Consider the following 20,702-nt stretch of genomic DNA (forward strand, 5'->3'; position numbering starts at 1 on the left):
CCAGCGAACTCCGCGACTTCATGGAACACGCCAAACAACTCCCCGACTGGGCCGACGAACAAAAACTCGTCAGCGCAGTCAACTTCAACCAAAAACGCGGCACCTACCTCGGCGTCCTCTACGGCTTCGCCAGCGGCATGATGAGCACCGTCATCCCCAAAGAAGCCCGCGCGGTCTACTACTCCAAAGGCGGCGCGGACATGAAAGACCGCATCACCAAAACCGCCAAACTCGGCTACGACATCGGCTCACTCAACGCCTACCAACCCGACGGCGAAATGGTCGTCACCTGCGTCAAAACCCGCCTCGCACACGCCGCCGTTCGCCATTTGCTACCCCAATCGCCGCACTGGGTGAACTCAGCACCCGAAGACATACCCATCAGCCAAGCCGACATCATGGTCACCTGGCACTCACTGCCCACCACGGTGATGCGCAACCTCACAAAGTGGAAAGTCCCCATCGCCGCCGACGAATCCGAAGGGTTCCTGCACTCCTGGCAACTGGCCGCGCACCTACTCGGCGTCGAAGACCAATACATCCCCTCCTCCTGGAACGAAGCCGACTCCCAAGCCAAACAAGTCCTCGACCCCATCCTCGCCCCCACCCCCGAAGGCATCAAACTCGCCGACATCCTCCTGAGCCTGGGCATGAACCTCGACCTCACCCTGCTCAGCAGACCCATCCTCGGCGCCCTCACCCGCTTCATGCTCGGCAACGACATCGCCAACTGGCTCCACATCCCCACCGAACCCGTATGGACACCACTACTCGAAACCGCCTGGGGCCCCTACGTCATCGTCCGCGAAGGCGGACTCGACCTCGGCGTACCCGAAGAAGCCTACTGGCTCTTCGACGAATTCCTCCGCCAATTCGTCCTGTTCTACATGTCAGAACTACGCATGCCCATCAACATCAGCATCCCCGTCATCAACAACCCCAACCACCCCTGATGGACAAAGATCTCCTGGAACACAGCCTGACACTGGTCGGGGCAGGCGATCCGGACTTCACCATCCGTTTCTACGAGAGGTTGTTCGACGAACATCCCTCGGTGCGAGATCTTTTCGGAACGAACATACGTCCGCAGGCTGCCATGTTGCAGCAGGCCATCGTCGCCGTACTGGACCATCTCGATGACCCTGGCTGGCTCCAAGAGTCGGTGGGGTCACTGGGGCGAGTCCACGCCTCGCTTGGGGTCACCCCTCAGATGTATGGCTGGGTCGCAACAACATTGGTGACCACCATGGCCGCCGTCGGCGGCGACACATGGACTGACGACATGTCGGTTGCCTGGAACGAAGCGCTCACCGCAGTGACCGTGATCATGCTCGACGCCTATCCAACAGAAGCAAAGGACGAAACAACATGCTCTCCACAATCTTCTATCTCTTCGACGTCATCGCCAACACCTTTGGGGTCATCGTCGAGGCGGTGAGCACGGGCAGCGTCGGTTAGAGGCTTCTACGGGACGGTCTCCCAATCCGGCTTTACGCAGGGTTATTCGGGGCGGACACGCCCGTCAATGCCTCGAGCTCGTCGATATGCGGCTCGCCCTCCAGCTTGCGGAGATACGACTCGACGAACTCGAGGGTCTCCTTCTGCCCTGGTTTCATGCCGAGTGACTCCTCCACGATCAGCACCCGTGAGACACTCGTCATCAGCGTGATGGCCACAACCGCCGGCATGTCCTCGGGGTCAACTCCGTAGCGCGTCAACGATTCTTCGATCACGCGCGCTGCGTCGAGCCGAACGTGCTCGACGTAGCGCCCTATCTCCGCTCGCAAGTCCTTTCGGTGGTTCGCCAGAGCGATGAACTCCATGGTCAGCGCGGTCGCTGCCGGATCGGTGCTGAATCGCCATAATGCCCATAGCGGCTGAGAAGCCTGTAGAGCGAGCGTGTGGACTTCGATTAGCCGCTCGGCGCTGCGCGCAAAAACCGCGGAAAAAAGTTCATCCATGGTACGGAAGTAGTAGTGGACGAGTTGCGGCTTGAGACCCGCTGCCTCGGCAACTCGGCGCGAACTGACTGCGGCGTACCCCTGCTCGACCATCAATCGTTCGGTGGCGTCCAAGAGCACGGTTCGATTCTTCGCATCCGGTGCGCCGAGCCTGCGTGGTGACGCCATACCCGTCATCTCCGTCCTACTTCGCCTGGTGGAAACGCCGCCGAATCGCCGAGCAACATGGTCCACGATTCACTTCACGTTAGGCGAATTCTTACCCGTCGCGAAGTCCGGCCCTACGAAGTACTGGCGATCATCCCTTTCGGGAGCTGGGGGCACCCTCTCATTCAGGAACGACAGCTGATCGGCGACCACGGCCGGGAAAAAGGGATCGACGTAGGGGCCGAAGTGACCGCACTCGTAGCGCAGCAGCGTCGAATCCGGGGCGGCCCGGGCGACTTTCATCGCAGCGGCAGCCGGCGCGATGTTGTCTGACGCCGCCACCTGGATCAACACCGGACAGGTGATCTTCCGGGCCGTTCGCGCCGGCGAGTAGAGCCCGATCTTGACCAGGATTCGCGCGGCGACGGTCTCCGGGTGATCACCGCGCCGAATACTCGATTCGGCAATCAGTCGCTCGAACGCGGCCATCGCGCCCGGGGCGGCTAGAGCCGCGACTGAATTTTCGGATCCGACCGCCGCGACGTATCGAGGCGGTCGCCCGAAGTAGGATCCGACCAGATCGCTCAGCCCCACCGGCGCCAGCCGCAACGCCTGCCGCAGACCCGTGGCGCGCACCGCCGCGGGACCACTGACATGGGGCACCTGAGCGATGACCGCGGCCAGCCGCTCACCATGGCCGGCCAACGTCAGCACATGACCTCCGGCAAATGATGTGCCCCAGGCGATGACACGCTCGGCATCGACACACTGCAGAGACCGGGCGAACGTGATCGCTGCGCGCCAGTCATCGAGTTGCGATCGGACGTCGAGCAGTTGGCGGGGCTCACCCTCACTGTCTCCGAAGTAGCGATAGTCGAACAGGACCACGGCGTACCCGGCGGCCGCGAAGCGTTCCGCGTAGGCAGGTAGCCGGATCCCCCTCGTCGCGGCGAAACCATGAGCCATGACGACCACCGGTACCGGGCCCACCGGCGCGCTGGGCCGGTACACCGTCGCGGCGCATCGGACCCCGTGACTGGTGAAGAACTCTTCGGCCTGGGTGTATTGGTCACCACTGGACACGGCGCGGCCCCCTTTTCTTGATTGGTGTTCAAGAACCGTACCGCCTTCTTGATCGCCGATCAAGTAACCTGTTCGCATGCCCGCCAATCGTCGTCCACGAGCACGGGCGGAGAAGCGGGACGAGATCGTCGCCTCCGCTCGCCGACTCTTTGTCGACAACGGCTACGACGACACAGCGCTGAGTAAGATCGCCGCCGACGCCGGCGTCACCGCGAACACCGTCTACTGGTACTTCCCCGACAAAGACCACGTGTTGGTGGCTGTCCTGGAAGAACTACTTGCCGAGGCGATGGCGCGGTACGAACCAATGGCACAGCGTCCCCTGGCGGACAAGATCATGTTCGCGGTCGAAGAGTTGTCCGCGATGCGCAACCTCGTCGACACCGTCCATTCGCGACGCGCCAGCTCAACGGTGATCGACCAGTGGCACAACACTTTCCACACGATGGCCGACTCACTGACCCGCGCCGATCTGCCACCCGATGATGCAGGGCCGGCGAGCCACATCATTGCGTTCGTGGTCGAAGGCTTACTCACACATCCCGGCAACGAAACCGAGCGACGCGAGATCATCGAATTACTCGTCGCTCGCATCACCGACTCTGACGGGCTTACGTGAGCCACCGCTCGGACACCCGGATGCGCGTGTGGTCGATCTACTTGCACTGTCTGCGACGTCCCCAACCGATTTTTGTCAACCTCAGTTCCGGTAGTGTGCCAGCCATGTTCTCCACATCTGGCCGCCGGTCGACATCGGGACTGGGCGCCGGATCGGCACCCGATAGGTGTTTCGAAGCGGACGCCTCGTGACCATTCCAAACGAAGAGCCCGCATGGAAGCAGCGCGCGGTCGAGCGGTCCATCAAAACCGCGAAAGTGCGGGCCGAGCAGCGCGTTCAGAAGTTCCTCGACGCCGCCCAAGCCATAATTGCGGAGAGGGGGACGACCGAGTTCACAGTCCAAGAGGTTGTGGATCGTTCCAAACAGTCGCTACGTAGCTTTTACCTGCAATTCGACGGTAAGCACGAACTGCTTCTGGCATTGCTTGAAGACACAATCGGCCGATCGACAGATCAGATCCGCGCATCGACCTCGGAGCAGACCGAACCGATCCGGCGTCTCGAGGTTGCAGTCCAGTCATTGTTTGACATCTGCCGCCCTGATCTCGTAGGCACCCGCCCACTACTCGGTGTGTTCGCTCCGCAGCTGCTCCTCACTCATCCCGCCGAGGTGAGGGTTGCCCATGCCCCACTTCTCGCGCTCTTCACCGAGCTGATGGACGCCGCAGCGGTAGCCGGCGATCTGCACCCCGACGCAAACCCCGCGAAGATGGCATCGATGACCACGCGGACCGTGATGTTCTTGGCGCAGTCCAGCGCTGGCGACGAGGCGAGCCAACGAATCGATGCTGCCGAAGTCTGGCAGTTCTGCGTCAACGGGTTTGCGATTTCTGATGACCGAGTCGTAACCGACTGACGCCGGAGAAGGACCCTGACGCCTGCCAATCTGACAAGCGGTCCGAAGACAAACTGCAACCGATGACTTTTGTCATGGTGCTTCAGTGCAATAACCAGGCTTTATCGATGATCGCGCGCACTACTGCCGACGCCTGAACTCGACCAGGGTTATTGCCATGACCACAACACAGAACGACTCACCGCTAGGCAATCTCATGTCGGATTCGATGCGCTTCGGTCCCGCACCGACACGGTCTCGAGAGGTGGCTGTCATCGTCAGCACCTTCGTACTGTTCGGAATCATCTCGTTGGTCGCAGCAGCGCCGGTCGTCGTGATGGCGATCGCGGCAGCAGCGATCGTCGTGATGTTCGCGATCCGCTGGGCCGTCGGCAGCCGGAAGTGGGGTTCGCGATGAGGAACGTGATCTCCGCACGCAGCCTCCGCCGGGTCTACGGCCAGGGCGACTCCGCCTTCGAAGCGGTCAAGGGCATCGACCTCGACGTCGCAGAGGGCGAGGTGTTCGCCCTCCTCGGCACCAACGGTGCAGGCAAGACCTCGACGTTCGACCTCCTGGAAGGTCTCGAAGCACCTACCGAAGGTGCCGTGGAGGTCTTCGGCCTGGACCCACGCAAGGACCGCAAGCTGGTCCGCCCGCAGGTGGGCATCATGCTGCAGTCCGGTGGCCTGCCCGCCGAACTGACCATCGCCGAGACACTGGAGATGTGGCGCGGCACCTGCAGCAACCCCACGACCGCCGAAGCGGTTCTCGAGCAGGTCGGGCTCACCGACCGTGCGGACGTCCGGGTCGGATCGTTGTCCGGCGGCGAGAAGCGACGGGTCGACCTGGCCTGCGCACTGCTCGGTCAGCCGCGACTGCTCTTCCTCGACGAACCCACCACCGGGCTCGACCCCGAGAGTCGACGCGCTACCTGGCGTCTGCTCGCCGGCCTCAAGGCCGCCGGCGTCACGATGGTCCTGACCACCCATTATCTCGACGAGGCCGAGGCCCTGGCCGACACCATCGCGATCATGCACAAGGGGCAGATCGCCCGCCGCGGGTCGCTGCGCGAGATCGTCGACCAGCACCCGGCACGCATCGTGTTCGATCACCCGGGATTGCCTTTGCCACCGCTGCAGGGCGCGGGCATCGACGCGCAGTCGCGAGTGACGATCCACACCCACGACCTCCAGGCCCATCTGTCCGAGTTGCTGGCCTGGGCCGGCGCGCACCGACTGCAGCTGAACGGTCTCGAAGCACGAGCGGCCTCACTCGAGTCGGTGTTCCTGGACATCGCCGACGACCCTGCCGACACATCGGCACCCACCCCCGACATGATCGGAGCATCACGATGACCACCATGAGCCCACCCACCACGGCCGGCGTCGGCTTCGGCCGGCGTCCGCTGACCGCCCTGTCCAAGGCCGAGTACCGCCAGTTCCGTCGAAACAAGACGCTCGTGATCATGGGGACGGTGTTCCCGGTCGCGTTACCGCTGATCACGTTCTTCCTGACCCGCAACGACTCCGGGACCACCGCCGAGGTCGCGACCACCGGGCTGGAGATGTTCGCGCTGATGGCATTTCTGTTCGTGCAGTACTACTCGGTCCTGTCGCTGATCACCACCCGCCGAGGTGAAGGGGTGCTCAAGCGACTGCGCACCGGTGAGGCCTCGGACTGGCAGATCCAGGCCGCCCCGGCGGTACCCAGCGCGCTGCTCACCGTGCTCGGCGGCGCGATCGTCGCCGGTGTGATCTACGGCGCGGGTTCGCCGGCGCCGATCAACGCGGCAGCCCTGGTGATCGCGCTGGTCGCGGGCATCATCGTCTTCTCGCTTCTGGGTCTGGCCACGAGCGCCGTCACCAAGAACGCCGAGGCGGCGCAGATCACGTCGATGCCGGTCATGATCCTCGCGTTCGTCGGCCTCACCTCCATTCGCGACGTGCTACCGGACCGGATGGCAGGAATCGTCGACTGGACGCCGTTCGCCGCCTTGTCCGACCTCATCTCCCTCGGCGCATCCGGCAAGCTCGCCACAGCCGGCGAGGCCACCGCAGCGGCAGACTTCGCGGGTACCTTCACGGAGATGGGCCAGCCTCTTGCAACACTGGGTTTATGGACCGTGCTGACGCTTGCCGTGATCAAGACAAGCTTCCGGTGGGACGATCGCAGGTGAACAGAGTGACCTCGGTGGCCTCCTGGTGGCGTGAGCTGTCTGCGCCGGACAAGTTCCGGCTGTACACACAACTCACGCTCCAGGGGGCGATCGCCGTGGTGGCGGGAGCTGCGGCAATCGGCGCCGTGGACGTCCCGTGGTCGGTAGCGATGATCGTAGCGGCGGGCATCGCCGCCATTGTGGCCGTCGCGGCTCAGCCTGAACTGGCCGCCTGGTCGCCGAAAGCATTGCGGCGCTGGGCACTCCCGATCGGCATCGCGGTGCCGATCATCGCGTGGACGAGCTGCGTCATCATCGCGAACCGCGCATCCGATGACGCCGTGCTCGATGCGGCACGGCTGACCGGCACGTATGTCACACTGCTGGCGATCTTGTCGGTGGTGTCGTTCGCGCGCCGCAAGTGGTGGTTCCTGGCGGCCATGAGCACAGCGACCGGCCTCGGACTCGGATCGACGGCGACCGCGGGTCTGCAGGTGGCGACGATCATCTTCTTCACCGGAGGCTTCATCATCTTGACCGCACTGCTCACGCTGTGGGGATTGAGGGTCGTCGATGAGCTCGAACGCACCAAGAACGTCGAGGCCCGTTTACAGGTGGCCGAGGAACGACTGCGTTTCTCCCGTGACCTCCACGATGTGGTGGGCCGGAGTTTCTCGGCAATCGCGGTCAAAAGCGAACTGGCGGCGACGCTTTCCCGGGCAGGAGCGGCCGAGCGCGCGACCGCGGAGATCGACGAGGTCAAAGCCCTCGCCGTCGAATCGATGGACCAGATGCGGGAACTCGTGCGGGGCTATCGCGGCATCGACCTCGTGACCGAGGTCGCGGGCGCCCGTTCACTGCTGTCAGCTGCCGGCTGTGACCTCGTCGTCGAGGGCGAGCCGGCACGCGTGCCCGCCGCGTTCCACGAGGTCGCCGCCTGGGCGGTTCGTGAGGGGACCACGAACATCGTCAAGCACTCCGCAGCAACGTCCGCAACACTCACCCTCGGCGACGGTGGAATGTCGTTGCGCAACAACGGCGCCCCCGATGCCGGTCACAGCACCGACGAACGTTCGGGACTCGTCGGGCTCGCCGAACGTCTCACCGCGGTCGGCGCCCGCCTCGACACCACTGTCACCGGCGATGGTTTCTTGCTCGAAATACTATGGGAGAACAATGATTCCAGTACTGCTGGCCGATGACGAAACCCTCATCCGCTCCGCCATGGCCGCATTGCTCGACCTCGAGGACGACCTCGAGGTCATCACCCATGTCGACTCGGGCGAGGAGCTTCTCAGCGCATGGCGCGCCCGAGTCGCTGACGACGAAGCCGTGGCGGTCGCGGTCATCGACCTGCAGATGCCCGGTCTCGACGGAATCGAGACGGCCATCGAGATCCTGTCACTCAGCCCGGGCGCAGGGATTCTGATCGTCACCAGCCACGGCCGGCCCGGCTACCTCAAGAAGGCTCTCACCGCCGGAGTGCGCGGCTTCCTCCCGAAAACGGCATCCGCAGCGACTCTCGCCGAGGTGATCCGGACCGTCCACGGCGGTGGTCGACACGTCGACCCTCAGTTGGCTGCCGAGGCCATCAGTGCGGGCGACAGCATGCTCACCGCCCGGGAAGCCGATGTCCTGGAGTTCGCGATCGATGGCGCCTCGGTGGACGAGATCGCGAAGCGTGCGCACCTGTCCGCCGGAACAGCCCGCAATTACCTGTCGTCGGCGATGGCCAAACTAGGTGCGTCCAACCGGTACGAGGCCGCGCTCAAAGCCCGCGAACACGGGTGGATCTAGGGCCGCCCGGTCGAGCTGACGGCTGGTTCACGACTCTGCGTCGTCGAGGACCCCGACCGAGACACCGTAGGGCAGGAAACGAACGCGGCGGCGCGCGTCGACGTTGTCCTTGTGCGCGCGCAGGGCGTCGAGTTCGGAGGAAAAGACCTGGTCGATGCGGGCCGTCCCGTCGTCGTCGACGGTGTAGATGGCCCACACGCCGTCGCCGGTCTCCCCCGTCGTCTCACGTGTCGGCGCCGGCTGCTTGGTCTGCTGGGTGGCGCCTCGGAACATCGTCTCGCCGAACATCGCCGCGAGGGGGTTGCCCCCGCCTCCCGACTGGCCCATACCCTTGGCCACCTGCCCCAGCATGTCGCGGAAGCCCTCACTGGCCTCGCGGGCGATGCGGTCGAGATCGTCAGGGTCGAATCCGAACGGTCCGTTGTTGCTCATGGGGTCTCCTGTCGATGGGTTCGACCTCCAGTGTGCACCTCTCGCCTCGGTGGCCGCCGCGTCCAGAGCACCGTTCACGCTCCGACGCGGCGTACGCGGACTATCGTGAGCCGCAGCGCGTCGACGATTTGTCGATCACTTCGTTCGAGGGCGACCTACCGGAAAGCCGGTGCTCGTGAAAAATCCCGGGAACGACCCCGCGCAGCGCCCTGTCCCGGCGCGCTCGGATATCACGCAAGAGAGCCTGGTCGAACGCGTCCTGGAGTCACCGGCCTCGGTGCTGCAGGTCCGCCCGCTGTATCAACCCATCGTCGACCTGGGTGCGGATTCGGTGGTCGGGGCCGAGGCGCTGGCCCGCTGGCCGCACGCGCCCGGGGTCGATCCGTCCCTCGTCATCGAAAGGTCCCGGGCACTCGGTCGCGTCTCCGAGGTCGATCGGGCATGTCGGAATGCCGCGCTGGACACCGTTACGTCGCTGGGCTATCTCGACGACGGGATGACGATCTTCGTGAACGTCGAACCGGACGCACTGATCGACCGGCCGCCGGACTCGGGGAACATCTTCGACACCTCCACCAGTGGACTTCGGGTGGTCCTGGAGTTGACCGAGCGCGCCCTGCTCGGAAATCCTGCGCAATTGCTCAACGTCGTCGCCGATGCCCGCCACCGCGGATTGGGCATCGCGCTCGACGATGTGGGGCGCAATGCCGACTCCCTGACGCTGTTGTCTCTCATCGCACCGGACGTGGTGAAACTCGATGGGACCCTCATCGCCGGTTCACCCAATCACGAGCAGTTACACATCATCATGGCCGTGTCTGCCTATGCCGAGGCCACCGGCGCGGTGATCCTCGCCGAAGGTATCGAGACCGAGGCCCACCTGCAGCGCGCCGTCGATCTCGGTGCGACGCTCGGGCAGGGATGGCTACTCGGCAGGCCCGCCGAACTACCACCGACGCGCTGGCCACCGGTGCCTGCCGGCCGCAGGGTGCATCTCAGCGGAAATCCATTGCACATTCCGGCGAAACCCTCAGATCTGCTCGACGCCGATCCACCTCGTACGGCGACCCGTCCCGTTCTTGTGCGCTATTCGCACTATTTCGAGGAGCAGGCACTCGCGTCAGGGGAGCCCCTGACGATTCTGGCGAATTTCCAACAGGCAGTTCACTTCACCGGCGCCGATCAGCAACGATACGGCGAGCTGGCGGCGTCGAACTCCCTTGTCGCCGTGGTTGCCGTGGACATGCCGACCGAACCTGCGCCCGGCGTGCGGGGCACAGCGATACCGAATGACCATCCGCTCGCCCGCGAGTGGACGGTGATCGTATTGGGCAGACACTTCTTCGCCGCTTTGATCGCCTTTGATCCGGGCCCCGAGGACGGAACGGACCGCGAATACACGTATGCGATCACCCACGATCGCCTGACGGTGGTCGCGGCAGCCCGGGCGTTGCTGCAGCACCTGGGCTGAGCGTTGTGGTGTCAGTCCTCGATCAACAACGCCGCAACGGGGCAACTCTCGACGGCTAGACGCACCGCGTTCGCTTCAGATTCGGGAGGGTTGTCGGCCAACACCGACACCTCTCCGTCGTCATCGACCTGGAACACATCAGGCGCGATGGACTCGCAGATCCCGTGGCCCTCACAGACTTCCCGATTCGCGATCGCCCTCATCGGTACTCCCTCATGACGTCGGCCGGTCCGCGGTCCTGCGGCGCATCGTGATCGGGAGGCCGTCCGCGGGCGTCGGCCCCGTGCCCCAGACCAGCGGCATCTCGTAGTCGTCGGGCACACTCCACTCGAAACGCTGGAGGAGCTGGTGCATGGTCGCCTTCACCGTCATGCCACCGAAATACAGGCCGATGCACTTGTGCGCGCCACCGCCGAACGGCGCCCATGCGAATCGGTGCGACTTGTCCTCGGCCCGCTCGGGGGTGAAGCGCTCGGGATCGAACACGTCGGGGTCGTGCCAGAAGTCGGCGATCCTCATGGTGGCGTACGGATTGATCGAGACCAGAGTTCCTTCCGGAATGAAATGTCCCATCACATCGGTGTCTTTCAAGGTCTTTCGGAACAGCATGCCGACCGGGGCATTCAAGCGCAGCGCTTCTTTGAAGGCCAGGTCGAGGCTCGGTAGCGAGTCGAGGTCGCCGTACTCGAGCGTGGGCTTCCCCAAGGCCAGGGATTCGGCGCGGAGCCGATCTTGCCATTGCGGATTGAGTCCGAGGTAATAGGTCAGCATCGACACCGCGAGTGTGCTCGTGTCGTGCGCGGCCATCATCGCGAAGATCATGTGATTGACGATGTCCTCATCCGAGAACGTATGTCCCTCATCACTTTCGCTGTGGCACAAGACGCTGAACAGATCGTCTCCGTCCCCGGCGCGACGGGCGGGCAGCTCAGAGCGGAAATACTCCTGCAGTATCCGACGACCTTTCAGACCCTTCGACCACGTGCCACCGGGCATGTTTGCCCGGACGATTGCCTGCCCACCTTTCACCGCATCTTCGAAGGCGTGCTCCAGCTTCGACCCTTCGGGTCCCAGTTGGGCACCGACGAAGACCTCGGTCGCGATCGCCAGGAGCATCTCCTTGCTGCGGGTGTAGATCGGGAAGTCGGCTCCCGGCTCCCACGCATCCATCGTCTTCACGATCCGCGACGTCATCATGTCGAGGTAGGCGACCAGCCGTGGCCGGGTGAAGGCCTGCTGCAGGATCCGGCGGTGGTGCAGGTGCTCGTCGAAGTCCATCAGCATCACTCCGCGACGGAAGAACGGGCCGATCATCGGCTCCCAGCCCTCTTCGCTGGAGAAGGCCTTGTCGCGATTGGACCAGACCTGCTGCAGCGCCTCCGGGCCGACCAGGTTCACGATCTTCATCCCGAGGACGCCGGACCAGGACACCGGCCCGAACTCGTCGTAGCGGTCTCGCGCGACCCGGAGCGGGTCGGCGATACCCGCGAGGGTGTGCCCGATTCCCGGGGCGCCGAAATCTCCCATCACCGGCTTGAGGTCGGAACCGACCGGTGGTTGCGCCAGCGCATGTGGCGAACTCGGGTACTTCTCCACGACCGCTGCGGCTGCTGCCTGCAGCTTCATCTTCGTTTCTGTCTGCACTGCGTGACCATCCCCATCGCTTCGGGCCGACCAATCGAGCGGCCACATCAGGACTCTACCCACAATGGAACAAACTCAGTTTTTCATTCCAAGTTGGGAGTCTACCTGTAAAGTGAATCCGATCTCAGGTTTTGGCCGGACCGCGGCCGCAACCGCACCGGCATGGGAGAGCTTCGATGAAGAGACTTGTTTTCGAGACCGAGCACGAACAACTCCGCGCCACGGCGCGAGACTTCATCGAACGTGAGATCAAGCCCTACGCCGACGCCTGGGAACGCGAGGGGCAGGTTGATCGCGAGGTGTACAAGAAGGGCGGCGAGGTCGGGCTGATCGGTTTCAACATCCCCGAGGAATACGGCGGCGGCGGGGTGGACGACTTCCGCTTCAACGCCGTCATCGTCGAGGAGCTGACCAAGTTCGGTTCCGCATCACCGTCTTTTAGTCTCCAGAACGATATCGTCGCGCCGTACCTCGTATCACTGGGAACCGACGAACAGAAGCAGCGATGGCTCCCTGGGTTTGCCTCCGGCGAGATCATCGGGGCGATCGCGATGAGTGAGCCCGGGGCGGGCAGCGACCTCTCCGGCATCAAGACCTCCGCGAAGCGTGACGGCGATGACTGGGTGCTCAACGGCTCCAAGACCTTCATCTCCGCCGGTATCAACTCCGACCTGGTCATCGTGGTCTGCCGCACCGACCCCGACCCCGCCGCCAAGCACAAGGCGTTCTCGTTGCTGGTCGTCGAACGCGATATGCCCGGCTTCGAGCGTGGCCGCAAGCTCGACAAGATGGGACAGAAGGCACAGGACACCGCCGAACTGCACTTCACGGACGTGCGCGTTCCGGCGGCGAATCTGTTGGGAACCGAGAACCGGGGTTTCTACCATCTGATGCAGAACCTTCCGTCCGAACGGCTGTCCATCGCCATCGGGGCCATTGCCGGCGCCCGGGCCATCTACGAGGAAACCCTTCAGTACGCGAAGGACCGCAAGGCATTCGGCCAGCCCATCGGTTCTTTTCAGGCCAACCGGTTCACCATCGCCGAGATGTCCACCGAACTCGACATCGCCGAGCAGTTCGTGGACCGATGCCTCGCGGGGGTCGTTGCCGGCGAGCTGACCGCAGTCGACGCAGCCAAGGCGAAGTGGTGGTGTACCGAGCTGGGCAAGAAGGTCATCGACAACTGCCTCCAGCTGCACGGCGGCTATGGGTACATGAACGAATACGCCGTGGCCCGAGCCTACGTCGATGTGCGAATCCAGACGATTTTCGGTGGAACCACGGAGATCATGAAGGATCTGATCGGCCGCGACCTCGGATTCTGACGCCGTGGCAGTGGGTCTGCGAGGACCTTCTGCTCGGACCGAGAAATAGACTACTGTCCACTTTGTGAAGTTCTACATCAGCACTGCGTTTCTACCCACCGCAGAGGTTATCGAAATTGCCCGCGCAGCAGACGAACTCGGCTATCACGGTTTGGGCATCCCCGACCACGTCGTCGACTTCGAAGAGATGGCAACGCCGTATCCCTACACCGAGGACGGAGCGAGACGCTGGGATCGGTTCACCGACTGGCCAGATCCGTGGGTTCTGATCGGCAGCCTCGCGCAGTGCACCAGCCGACTGCGATTCGTCAACACGGTGTACATCGCGGCCCTGCGTGACCCCTTCACCGCCGCCAAGGCCATCGGTACGGCCTCGGTGCTCAGCGGTGGCCGGGTAGAACTCGGTCTCGGGGTGGGCTGGAGTCGAGATGAGTTCGAGCTGATGGGCGCGCGTTTCGAGGGCCGCGGCCGGCGGACCGACGAGATGGTCGAACTGATGAAGTCTCTGTGGACTCCGGGCTGGACCGAGTTCGACGGCGAGAGCTACAGCGTCCCCCGAGTGGAGATGTCTCCTACACCACCACGAATCCCTATTCTGATCGGTGGACTGTCCGACCGCGCGTTCCACCGGGCCGCCCAGCACGATGGCTGGATCGGCGACCTCATGACCACGGACGAGGCGATCACCACAACGGTCCGCCTGCAAGAACTCCGAGAGCAATACGGACGGACGAGCACCGACTTCTCCATCATCGCGCCCCTCACCGACGCCTTCACCACCGACCACTACCGGTATGCCGAGGCCGCCGGGATCACCCACATCCTGACGATGCCGTGGCTCCTCTACAGCGGCGGCGATGTCTCCACTGAGCAGAAGATTCTCGACCTCAAACGTTTTCGCGACGACGTGCTCGTCCATTGGCCGACGACCTAGAACGGTGGCGGCGGGCCGTCGTGTTCGGCGCATTGTTCCGGAGGAGGCGGCGGCGGTGTCGGCGTTTCGATCCGTCGACGGTTGCGGTTCCGTTCTGCGCGGCGGCGGGCGTATTTATCCGCCAGTCGGGTTCGCCCGCGCGTTGGCATGTCGGGCGGCGCTCCCCGGCGAGGTCCAGCGTCGCGCCACGTCATGTCCAACAGCGCAGGAAAGAGGTCTTCTCCTGACCATGCCGGTCCGTGGAATCGAACTCCTTCGGGGCTGATGAAGACGATGCGGGTGCGTCCGTTTTCGTCGGTGACCTGGAAGTCGATCCAGTTGCCGAACGTCTTGAGCAGATGATGGAACTTGCACAGGCACTTGGTGCCTTCGGCGCTGGTTTGTCCCCCAGCGTCGGGGTTGTCGTGGTCGTATTCGTCGGTGTGGTCGACTTCCGATTTCCAAGCGGGCCTTCGACAGCCGGGGAAGGTGCAGTAGGCATCACGGATCCGGACAAACCTGTTGAGGGCAGCCGACAGCCGATAAGCGTTGCCCGGTTGCGACTTCGGCAGTGCTGTCTGGGTTTTCCGTGTGCGCCGCCGGCGACGTTCGGCCCGGTTCGGGCGCTCACATGCGGCTTCTGATTCTGGCGCGGGAGGCTTCGGCTCCGGTGTGTTCGGTTGTGAATCCTCACCTGTGGTTTCTGTCGATTCGGTTCTCGGATGCTCGGTGTGTGCGTCGACGGGATCCTCGGGTTCGGCAGTATTACCGGCCTTGGCCGTGTCGGTGTGCCCAGATTCCGCTGCTTCGGAACTGTGGTCGGGCGGCACATCCTCCGAAGCTTGGGCACCGTGCGCCGGATGGGTCGAGTCGGCTTCTCCTTCGGGCTGCGGAAGACGATCGTTGTCCGCACGATCGTGGCCGTGGCCGTGGTCGTGGTCGTGGTCGTGTTCGGAGTGGCCCTTGTCATCAATCGAATCGTCAAAGTCAGCTGACGAGGATTCCTCTGCCCGAGCGCCATTTTCGTCTGCGCGGACGTTTGGTTCTTTCGTCGGTGGACGTTTCGCGTCTTCTTTGGCTTTGACCAGGCGCTTGATCTCGTCAAGCAGCTCCTCGGGACTAAGTTCCTTCGCCGCAGGGGTATGCAGGTCATCTGCGGCAGAGTCGGGCACCGATGACGGCTGATCGAGGACGTCCTTAGCCAGTTCACCACCGAGCGGAGCAACTCGGGCGTCGGGCCTGCGGGCGATCTCGCGGGCGTGGTCACCTGAGATCACCCCATGACCGTCCATCAGCGCGGCGTTGTTTGCTCGCCCTTCGACGGTCGCTTGATCCATCACGACGTGAACCACGAACTGTGTGCCGCCGTCGCTGTCACCGTCACTGTCGTGCGGACGCGCGAACTCACAACCTTCGGAATCACCGCACTGGCAAAGGAAGTCGACGTCCATGGTGGCACAGAACATCGCATCCGACAGACGCTGCGGTGTCGTGCGGGGATCGTTCCCGCAGACCTGAGTGGCCAACTGCTGCACCCGCTTCTCCAAGAGCAGGGCGTTCTCGGCGGTCATCGACGCCACCACATCGGCCATGCCGTCGGCGGTGGCGTACCGCTTGAAGTTCCGGCCGTCTCTGGCCCGGGACCGGCGTTCCCGTACCCCCTCGGGGTCATGGCGGAACACGATCTGATCGACCATGTTTCGCATCCGATCGGCGGACCAGGCACCGTCGCGCCACAACATCTCGGCAATTTCCCCATCCACCGACGCCGACCACGGCATGCCGTCGACCAGTTCGGTGCGCGAGACGATATCGCCGACGTGATGGGGCGCGACCCGGCCTGCTCGCAGTGCCTCGTTCACCTGCGGCAGTCGGTCGCGCAAGGCCAGGCCCCGGCGGATCACGTTGTCGGCCCATCCCGGCGTCACCCCGAGCGCTGCTCCTACCCGCGCCGAGCAATGTGCCCATCCGTCTAGTTGGCGCACGTCCACCTCGGCGGTGGGCTGGGCCAACTGCCGATGGATCTCGGCAGCGGTCGCATATTCAGACCAGGCAGCAAGGCCTTTCACGTGAGCGAGTTGCTGCATAGATGTGGTGAGTTCGCGCGGACGCAGCAGATGTGGGGTCGACACCCCCAGACCCCGGAACGCTGCTTCCATCCGCTCTTCGAACATATTGTCGACTATGCCACGGGCCTCTGACAATTCGGCCGCCCTGGCCGAAAGTGACTGCAAATCCACCCGTTTCAGTCAAACGCTCCGGCTGCAAGCTGGAGCGTTTGACCGAAACGGGTGCATCTGTGAAGTCGAAAGGTCAATCCTCGGAGACGATCTCGCGCAGCACATCGAGCGTGCGCCGGACACACACGTCGAAGTCGTCGGTGCAGCCGTCGGTTATCCAGACCTCGAATCCGACCTTGAAGGCACTCACCCCGACCTCGGCGGCAAGTTGCGCAGGTAGATGAGCGACGTTTCGTTCCCGAAGTGCTTGCGCCACAGCGACGGTCAGATTGGCCAGCTTGAGAAGCTCCCGCTCGCGAAGGCTCGGATTGGAGATGATGAGGGCATTCCGGCGCCGCGCCTGATCCCGATCGAAATAGACCTTGGCACTTTCCATCGCGACCCCGACCACCGCAACCGGATCCATCTCCGGCGACGCCTCGGCAACGGCGCCGACGATGAGCTCTTGCAGAAGCTGAGATCCCGAGAACAACACTTCGCGCTTGTCAGTGAAATGCCGGAAGAAGGTGCGCTCGGTGACGCCGGCGCGGTCGGCGACCTCACGGGCGGTCGTCTGCTCGAACCCACGCTCACCATAGAGCTCCATCGCCGCTGCCATGAGTCGGCCACGCGCATCTGATTCCCATCGTCCCACCGACCAACAGTAGACGATGACAGTGACTGACATCAGTGCTACAGTCGGTGATGTCAGTTACTGACATCACTTCGAGAAAGCGAGACCTCACGCGCATTTTCATCACCGGAGCCTCCGGCTGGATCGGCTCAGCCGTCGTGCCCCAACTCCAGGGCGCAGGCCACCAGGTCGTGGGCCTTGCCCGATCGGACGCGGCGGCCGCAGCACTCTCCGAGATCGGGGCCGACGTACACCGCGGCAGCCTCGATGATCTCGACAGCCTGCGCGCGGGTGCCGAGGCATCCGACGGCGTCATCCACCTCGCCTTCAAGCACGACTTCTCCGATTACGCCGGCGCCGGCCGCACCGAGCGGGCCGCGATAGAGGCGCTCGGCGAGACGCTGGCTGGCTCGGACCGGCCACTGCTGTTCGCCTCCGGCGTCGCCATCGCTGGCGTGGGACGTGTACTCACCGAACATGATTCCAATCCCAACAGCGCACCCGACTCACCCCGAGGCGGTGGTGAGACCCTGGCCCTGGGGTACGCCGAACGCGGTGTGCGGACGGTGAGCCTGCGATTCTCGCCTTCCGTTCATGGGGAAGGCGACCACGGGTTCATCTCCACGATCGTCGGTGTCGCTCGAGAACGAGGCATCTCGGGCTATGTGGGCGACGGCGAGAACCGCTGGCCTGCGGTTCATCGGACCGATGCCGCCCGACTGGTTCGACTCGCACTCGAGAAAGCCCCCGCCGGGTCGGTCGTCCATGGAGTGGGCGAAGAGGGCATCCCCACCCGCGAGATCGCCGAAGCCATCGGACGCGGTCTCGGCCTCCCGACCCGATCGGTCGATCCTGCCGACGCCGCAGCCCACTTCGGCTGGATCGGAGCGTTCTTCGGTCTCGATGTCCCGGCGTCGAGCGCCGTGACCCAGGAGCTGCTGGGCTGGTCGCCCACCGGCCCCGGTCTCATCGCCGACCTCGACGCCGGATCGTACTTCCGCACGCCGTCGAATGCCTGAGGTTCGGTCGACCAGGTGCGCGCTCGGATAAAATCCCACCTTATGCCGGACCTGTCACCGCAGCCCGAACCGTTCACGTCGAAGACAACCACCGCCGCGCTCGAGGATCTGCGGGCACGTCTGCGAAGGACCAGGTGGCCAGATGCTCCCGAGGACTGCGGATGGGCGCTCGGCACCGATGTCGACTACCTCCGAGAACTGGTTGATTACTGGGTCGAGGAATTCGACTGGCCTGCTCAGGAAGCTGCGTTGAACGCGCTTCCCCGTTTCCGGGTCCCGATCGGTGGACTCGGTATCCACTTCGTTCATGCGCGGGCGAATTCCGACATCGCAGCACTCCCGCTGATACTCAGCCACGGCTGGCCGGACTCCTTCTGGCGGTACTCCAAAGTCGTGTCACTGCTGACGGATCCGGGCAGATACGGCGGAGACCCCGCGGACGCGTTCGATGTCGTGGTGCCAGACGTGCCCGGCTTCGGATACTCCGATCGCCCGCCGGGGGATCCGTTGGACTCTGTCGCTGTCGCCGGTCTGTTCGCCGAACTGATGGGCGTCCTCGGCTACGAACGGTTCGGCGCAGCAGGAGGCGACATCGGCAGCCACGTGAGTCGCTATCTCGCCCTCGACAATCCGCACCGGGTCGTGGCGGTCCACCGTACCGACGCCGGACTCCCTCTCTACCCCGGCGCGCCAACGAATCTCACCCCATCCGAACAGGAGTGGGTCGACGGCGCCGTGGCGTGGGGACAATCCGAGGGCGCATACGCGGCCATTCACCGCACCAAACCACAGACCGCTGCGGTCGGATTGAACGACTCACCGGCGGGCCTCGCCGCATGGATCGTCGAAAAACTGCGAGCGTGGAGTGACTGCGACGGTGACGTCGAACGCGCCTTCAGCAAAGACGAAATCCTCACGAACATCACGATCTACTGGCTCACCGAGACGATCGGCTCATCGATACGGATGTACCGGGCAAACGGCGCGATTCCGCCCGAGCAATACGCTCGACGAGTTCAGGTGCCGTCCGGCTTCTCGCTCTTTCCCGGAGACGTTGTCCTGCCGCCGCGAGAGTGGCTCGATCGCACGGCGAACGTTACGCGCGTCAGTGAACCGGCTCGGGGCGGGCATTTCGCGCCGTTCGAGGAGCCCGAGCTGTACGCACAGGAACTGCGGGAGTTCTTTCGCCCCTACCGCTGATCCGCACATACCATCGGCCTGATCATGAGACGCTGACACGATGAGCGGAAATCGTGTCTTTGTGATCGGTGTCGGGATGACCAAGTTCGAGAAGCCTGGCCGCAAGGAGGGCTGGGACTATCCGGCCATGGCCAAGGAATCGGGCACCAGCGCACTCGAGGATGCCGGCATCACCTTCGACCAGATCGAAGAAGCGCACGTCGGCTATGTCTACGGCGACTCGACGTGTGGTCAACGTGCCATCTACGAGCTCGGCATGACGGGTATCCCGATCACGAACGTGAACAACAACTGTTCCACTGGCTCGACGGCGCTGTATCTGGCAGCTCGATCGATCCGCGGCGGACTGGCAGATTGTGTGCTGGCGTTGGGATTCGAGAAGATGCAACCGGGCTCGCTCGCGGGTGGAGCCCAAGACCGTGAACAGCCACTGATGCGCCACATCGCCGCAGAGTCGGAACTGTTCGAGTTCGCATTCCCCGCCGCGCCGTGGATGTTCGGCGCCGCAGGCCTCGAACACATGCAGCGCTACGGGACCACCGCCGAGCACTTCGCCAAGATCGGCGAGAAGAACCACCGGCACTCGATCAACAACCCGTACGCCCAGTTTCAGGACGAGTACTCGCTCGACGAGATCAAGGCCGCGAAGATGATCTACGAGCCGATCGAGCTGACCAGGCTCCAGTGCTCACCGACCTCCGACGGCTCCGGCGCGGTGGTCCTGGCAAGCGAGCGTTTTGTCGACGAGCACGGTCTGGCCGCGCAGGCCGTGGAGATCGTCGGTCAGGCCATGGTCACCGACCTCGAGACCACCTTCACCGACAAGAGTGCGATCACCATCGTCGGCGCCGACATGACCCGCCACGCAGCTCGAAAGGTGTACGAGCAGGCGGAGATCGAGCCGGCCGACGTCGACGTCATCGAACTGCACGACTGCTTCTCCGTGAACGAGCTGCTCACATACGAGGCGCTGGGCCTGTGTGGTGAGGGCGACGGTGGAAAGCTGATCGACGGCGGGGAGACCACCTACGGGGGCAGCTGGGTGGTGAACCCGTCCGGTGGTCTGATCTCGAAAGGCCATCCCCTCGGAGCCACCGGGCTGGCGCAGGCCAGCGAGTTGACGTGGCAACTCCGGGGCACCGCCGACAAACGTCAGGTCGACGGCGCGAAGATCGCGCTCCAACACAACATCGGGCTCGGTGGCGCCGTGGTGGTGACCGCCTACCGTCCCGCCGAACGCTGAGCGC

The 20,702-nt window shown here is 63.9% G+C and carries 22 protein-coding genes; 15 read left to right on the forward strand and 7 right to left on the reverse strand.

Going from position 1 to position 20,702, the window contains the following annotated elements; all coding sequences use genetic code 11:
* Both BH683_RS09020 and BH683_RS09025 read left to right on the forward strand, forming a co-directional pair.
* Window positions 1–953: oxygenase MpaB family protein (locus BH683_RS09020; RefSeq protein WP_143696021.1), on the forward strand; the 953-nt coding region annotated here is incomplete at its 5' end.
* The gene (locus tag BH683_RS09025; protein ID WP_084835928.1) at window positions 953–1,438 is read left to right on the forward strand and encodes a globin domain-containing protein; all 486 of its coding nucleotides are present in this window, start codon (window positions 953–955) and stop codon (window positions 1,436–1,438) included. The genes BH683_RS09020 and BH683_RS09025, both read left to right, overlap by 1 nt.
* A gap of 52 nt (window positions 1,439–1,490) precedes the next feature.
* On the opposite strand, the gene BH683_RS09030 is transcribed toward BH683_RS09025, so the two are convergent.
* Together BH683_RS09030 and BH683_RS09035 are read right to left on the reverse strand one after the other, a co-directional pair.
* Window positions 1,491–2,129 (reverse strand): TetR/AcrR family transcriptional regulator, encoded by a 639-nt coding sequence (locus tag BH683_RS09030; RefSeq protein WP_084836042.1) that lies wholly within the window; start codon window positions 2,127–2,129, stop codon window positions 1,491–1,493.
* A gap of 69 nt (window positions 2,130–2,198) precedes the next feature.
* Window positions 2,199–3,191 (reverse strand): alpha/beta hydrolase, encoded by a 993-nt coding sequence (locus BH683_RS09035; RefSeq protein ID WP_246833270.1) that lies wholly within the window; start codon window positions 3,189–3,191, stop codon window positions 2,199–2,201.
* Window positions 3,192–3,267: 76 nt separating this feature from the next.
* On the opposite strand from BH683_RS09035, the gene BH683_RS09040 reads away from it, so the two are divergent.
* From BH683_RS09040 to BH683_RS09070, 7 genes are all read left to right on the forward strand, one after another.
* Window positions 3,268–3,810 (forward strand): TetR/AcrR family transcriptional regulator, encoded by a 543-nt coding sequence (locus BH683_RS09040; RefSeq protein WP_084835930.1) that lies wholly within the window; start codon window positions 3,268–3,270, stop codon window positions 3,808–3,810.
* A 187-nt stretch (window positions 3,811–3,997) separates the two neighbouring features.
* Window positions 3,998–4,666 (forward strand): TetR/AcrR family transcriptional regulator, encoded by a 669-nt coding sequence (locus BH683_RS09045; protein WP_084835931.1) that lies wholly within the window; start codon window positions 3,998–4,000, stop codon window positions 4,664–4,666.
* A gap of 157 nt (window positions 4,667–4,823) precedes the next feature.
* Window positions 4,824–5,063 carry a hypothetical protein gene (locus tag BH683_RS09050; RefSeq protein WP_084835932.1) on the forward strand — a complete coding sequence of 80 codons (240 nt, stop codon included), beginning with the start codon at window positions 4,824–4,826 and terminating at the stop codon, window positions 5,061–5,063.
* On the forward strand, window positions 5,060–6,001 hold the full coding sequence (locus BH683_RS09055; protein WP_084836043.1) for an ABC transporter ATP-binding protein: 942 nt from the start codon (window positions 5,060–5,062) through the stop codon (window positions 5,999–6,001). The genes BH683_RS09050 and BH683_RS09055 overlap by 4 nt, the downstream gene beginning before the upstream one ends.
* On the forward strand, window positions 5,998–6,822 hold the full coding sequence (locus BH683_RS09060; RefSeq protein WP_084835933.1) for an ABC transporter permease: 825 nt from the start codon (window positions 5,998–6,000) through the stop codon (window positions 6,820–6,822). The genes BH683_RS09055 and BH683_RS09060 overlap by 4 nt, the downstream gene beginning before the upstream one ends.
* Window positions 6,823–6,827: 5 nt before the next feature.
* On the forward strand, window positions 6,828–8,003 hold the full coding sequence (locus tag BH683_RS09065; protein WP_246833271.1) for a histidine kinase: 1,176 nt from the start codon (window positions 6,828–6,830) through the stop codon (window positions 8,001–8,003).
* On the forward strand, window positions 7,978–8,598 hold the full coding sequence (locus BH683_RS09070) for a response regulator transcription factor (protein WP_084835934.1): 621 nt from the start codon (window positions 7,978–7,980) through the stop codon (window positions 8,596–8,598). The genes BH683_RS09065 and BH683_RS09070 overlap by 26 nt, the downstream gene beginning before the upstream one ends.
* Window positions 8,599–8,625: 27 nt before the next feature.
* Here the strand turns inward: BH683_RS09070 and BH683_RS09075 are convergent, their stop codons facing one another.
* Window positions 8,626–9,030, reverse strand: coding sequence for a hypothetical protein (locus BH683_RS09075; RefSeq protein WP_084835935.1), 405 nt, complete (start codon window positions 9,028–9,030; stop codon window positions 8,626–8,628).
* Between the two features lie 175 nt (window positions 9,031–9,205).
* Here BH683_RS09075 and BH683_RS09080 point away from each other — a divergent pair, with 175 nt between their 5' ends.
* Window positions 9,206–10,501 carry an EAL domain-containing protein gene (locus BH683_RS09080; protein WP_168187001.1) on the forward strand — a complete coding sequence of 432 codons (1,296 nt, stop codon included), beginning with the start codon at window positions 9,206–9,208 and terminating at the stop codon, window positions 10,499–10,501.
* Window positions 10,502–10,512: 11 nt separating this feature from the next.
* Here the strand turns inward: BH683_RS09080 and BH683_RS09085 are convergent, their stop codons facing one another.
* Together BH683_RS09085 and BH683_RS09090 are read right to left on the reverse strand one after the other, a co-directional pair.
* Window positions 10,513–10,704, reverse strand: a complete 192-nt coding sequence (locus BH683_RS09085; RefSeq protein ID WP_084835937.1) for a ferredoxin — start codon at window positions 10,702–10,704, stop codon at window positions 10,513–10,515.
* A gap of 10 nt (window positions 10,705–10,714) precedes the next feature.
* A complete protein-coding gene (locus tag BH683_RS09090) occupies window positions 10,715–12,127 on the reverse strand; it encodes a cytochrome P450 (RefSeq protein WP_084836045.1) in 1,413 nt (470 codons plus the stop codon).
* A 194-nt stretch (window positions 12,128–12,321) separates the two neighbouring features.
* Between BH683_RS09090 and BH683_RS09095 the strand changes: the two genes are divergently transcribed.
* Both BH683_RS09095 and BH683_RS09100 read left to right on the forward strand, forming a co-directional pair.
* On the forward strand, window positions 12,322–13,470 hold the full coding sequence (locus tag BH683_RS09095; protein ID WP_084835938.1) for an acyl-CoA dehydrogenase family protein: 1,149 nt from the start codon (window positions 12,322–12,324) through the stop codon (window positions 13,468–13,470).
* Between the two features lie 64 nt (window positions 13,471–13,534).
* The gene (locus BH683_RS09100) at window positions 13,535–14,404 is read left to right on the forward strand and encodes a TIGR03619 family F420-dependent LLM class oxidoreductase (protein ID WP_084835939.1); all 870 of its coding nucleotides are present in this window, start codon (window positions 13,535–13,537) and stop codon (window positions 14,402–14,404) included.
* Here BH683_RS09100 and BH683_RS28910 read toward each other — a convergent pair.
* Together BH683_RS28910 and BH683_RS09115 are read right to left on the reverse strand one after the other, a co-directional pair.
* Window positions 14,401–16,557 carry an HNH endonuclease signature motif containing protein gene (locus BH683_RS28910; RefSeq protein WP_246833272.1) on the reverse strand — a complete coding sequence of 719 codons (2,157 nt, stop codon included), beginning with the start codon at window positions 16,555–16,557 and terminating at the stop codon, window positions 14,401–14,403. The two genes, BH683_RS09100 and BH683_RS28910, sit on opposite strands and share 4 nt — an antisense overlap.
* 139 nt (window positions 16,558–16,696) lie before the next feature.
* The gene (locus BH683_RS09115; RefSeq protein ID WP_246833273.1) at window positions 16,697–17,290 is read right to left on the reverse strand and encodes a TetR family transcriptional regulator; all 594 of its coding nucleotides are present in this window, start codon (window positions 17,288–17,290) and stop codon (window positions 16,697–16,699) included.
* A 17-nt stretch (window positions 17,291–17,307) separates the two neighbouring features.
* On the opposite strand from BH683_RS09115, the gene BH683_RS09120 reads away from it, so the two are divergent.
* Genes BH683_RS09120 through BH683_RS09130 form a run of 3 tightly spaced genes read left to right on the forward strand, consistent with a single transcriptional unit; the run spans window position 17,308 to window position 20,698 of the window.
* Window positions 17,308–18,255 carry an SDR family oxidoreductase gene (locus tag BH683_RS09120; RefSeq protein WP_084836047.1) on the forward strand — a complete coding sequence of 316 codons (948 nt, stop codon included), beginning with the start codon at window positions 17,308–17,310 and terminating at the stop codon, window positions 18,253–18,255.
* 42 nt (window positions 18,256–18,297) lie between these two features.
* A complete protein-coding gene (locus BH683_RS09125; protein ID WP_084835940.1) occupies window positions 18,298–19,455 on the forward strand; it encodes an epoxide hydrolase in 1,158 nt (385 codons plus the stop codon).
* Between the two features lie 40 nt (window positions 19,456–19,495).
* The gene (locus BH683_RS09130) at window positions 19,496–20,698 is read left to right on the forward strand and encodes a lipid-transfer protein (protein ID WP_084835941.1); all 1,203 of its coding nucleotides are present in this window, start codon (window positions 19,496–19,498) and stop codon (window positions 20,696–20,698) included.
* Window positions 20,699–20,702: the final 4 nt, after the last annotated feature.

Source organism: Williamsia sp. 1138, from assembly GCF_002095435.2.
Lineage (GTDB): Bacteria > Actinomycetota > Actinomycetes > Mycobacteriales > Mycobacteriaceae > Williamsia.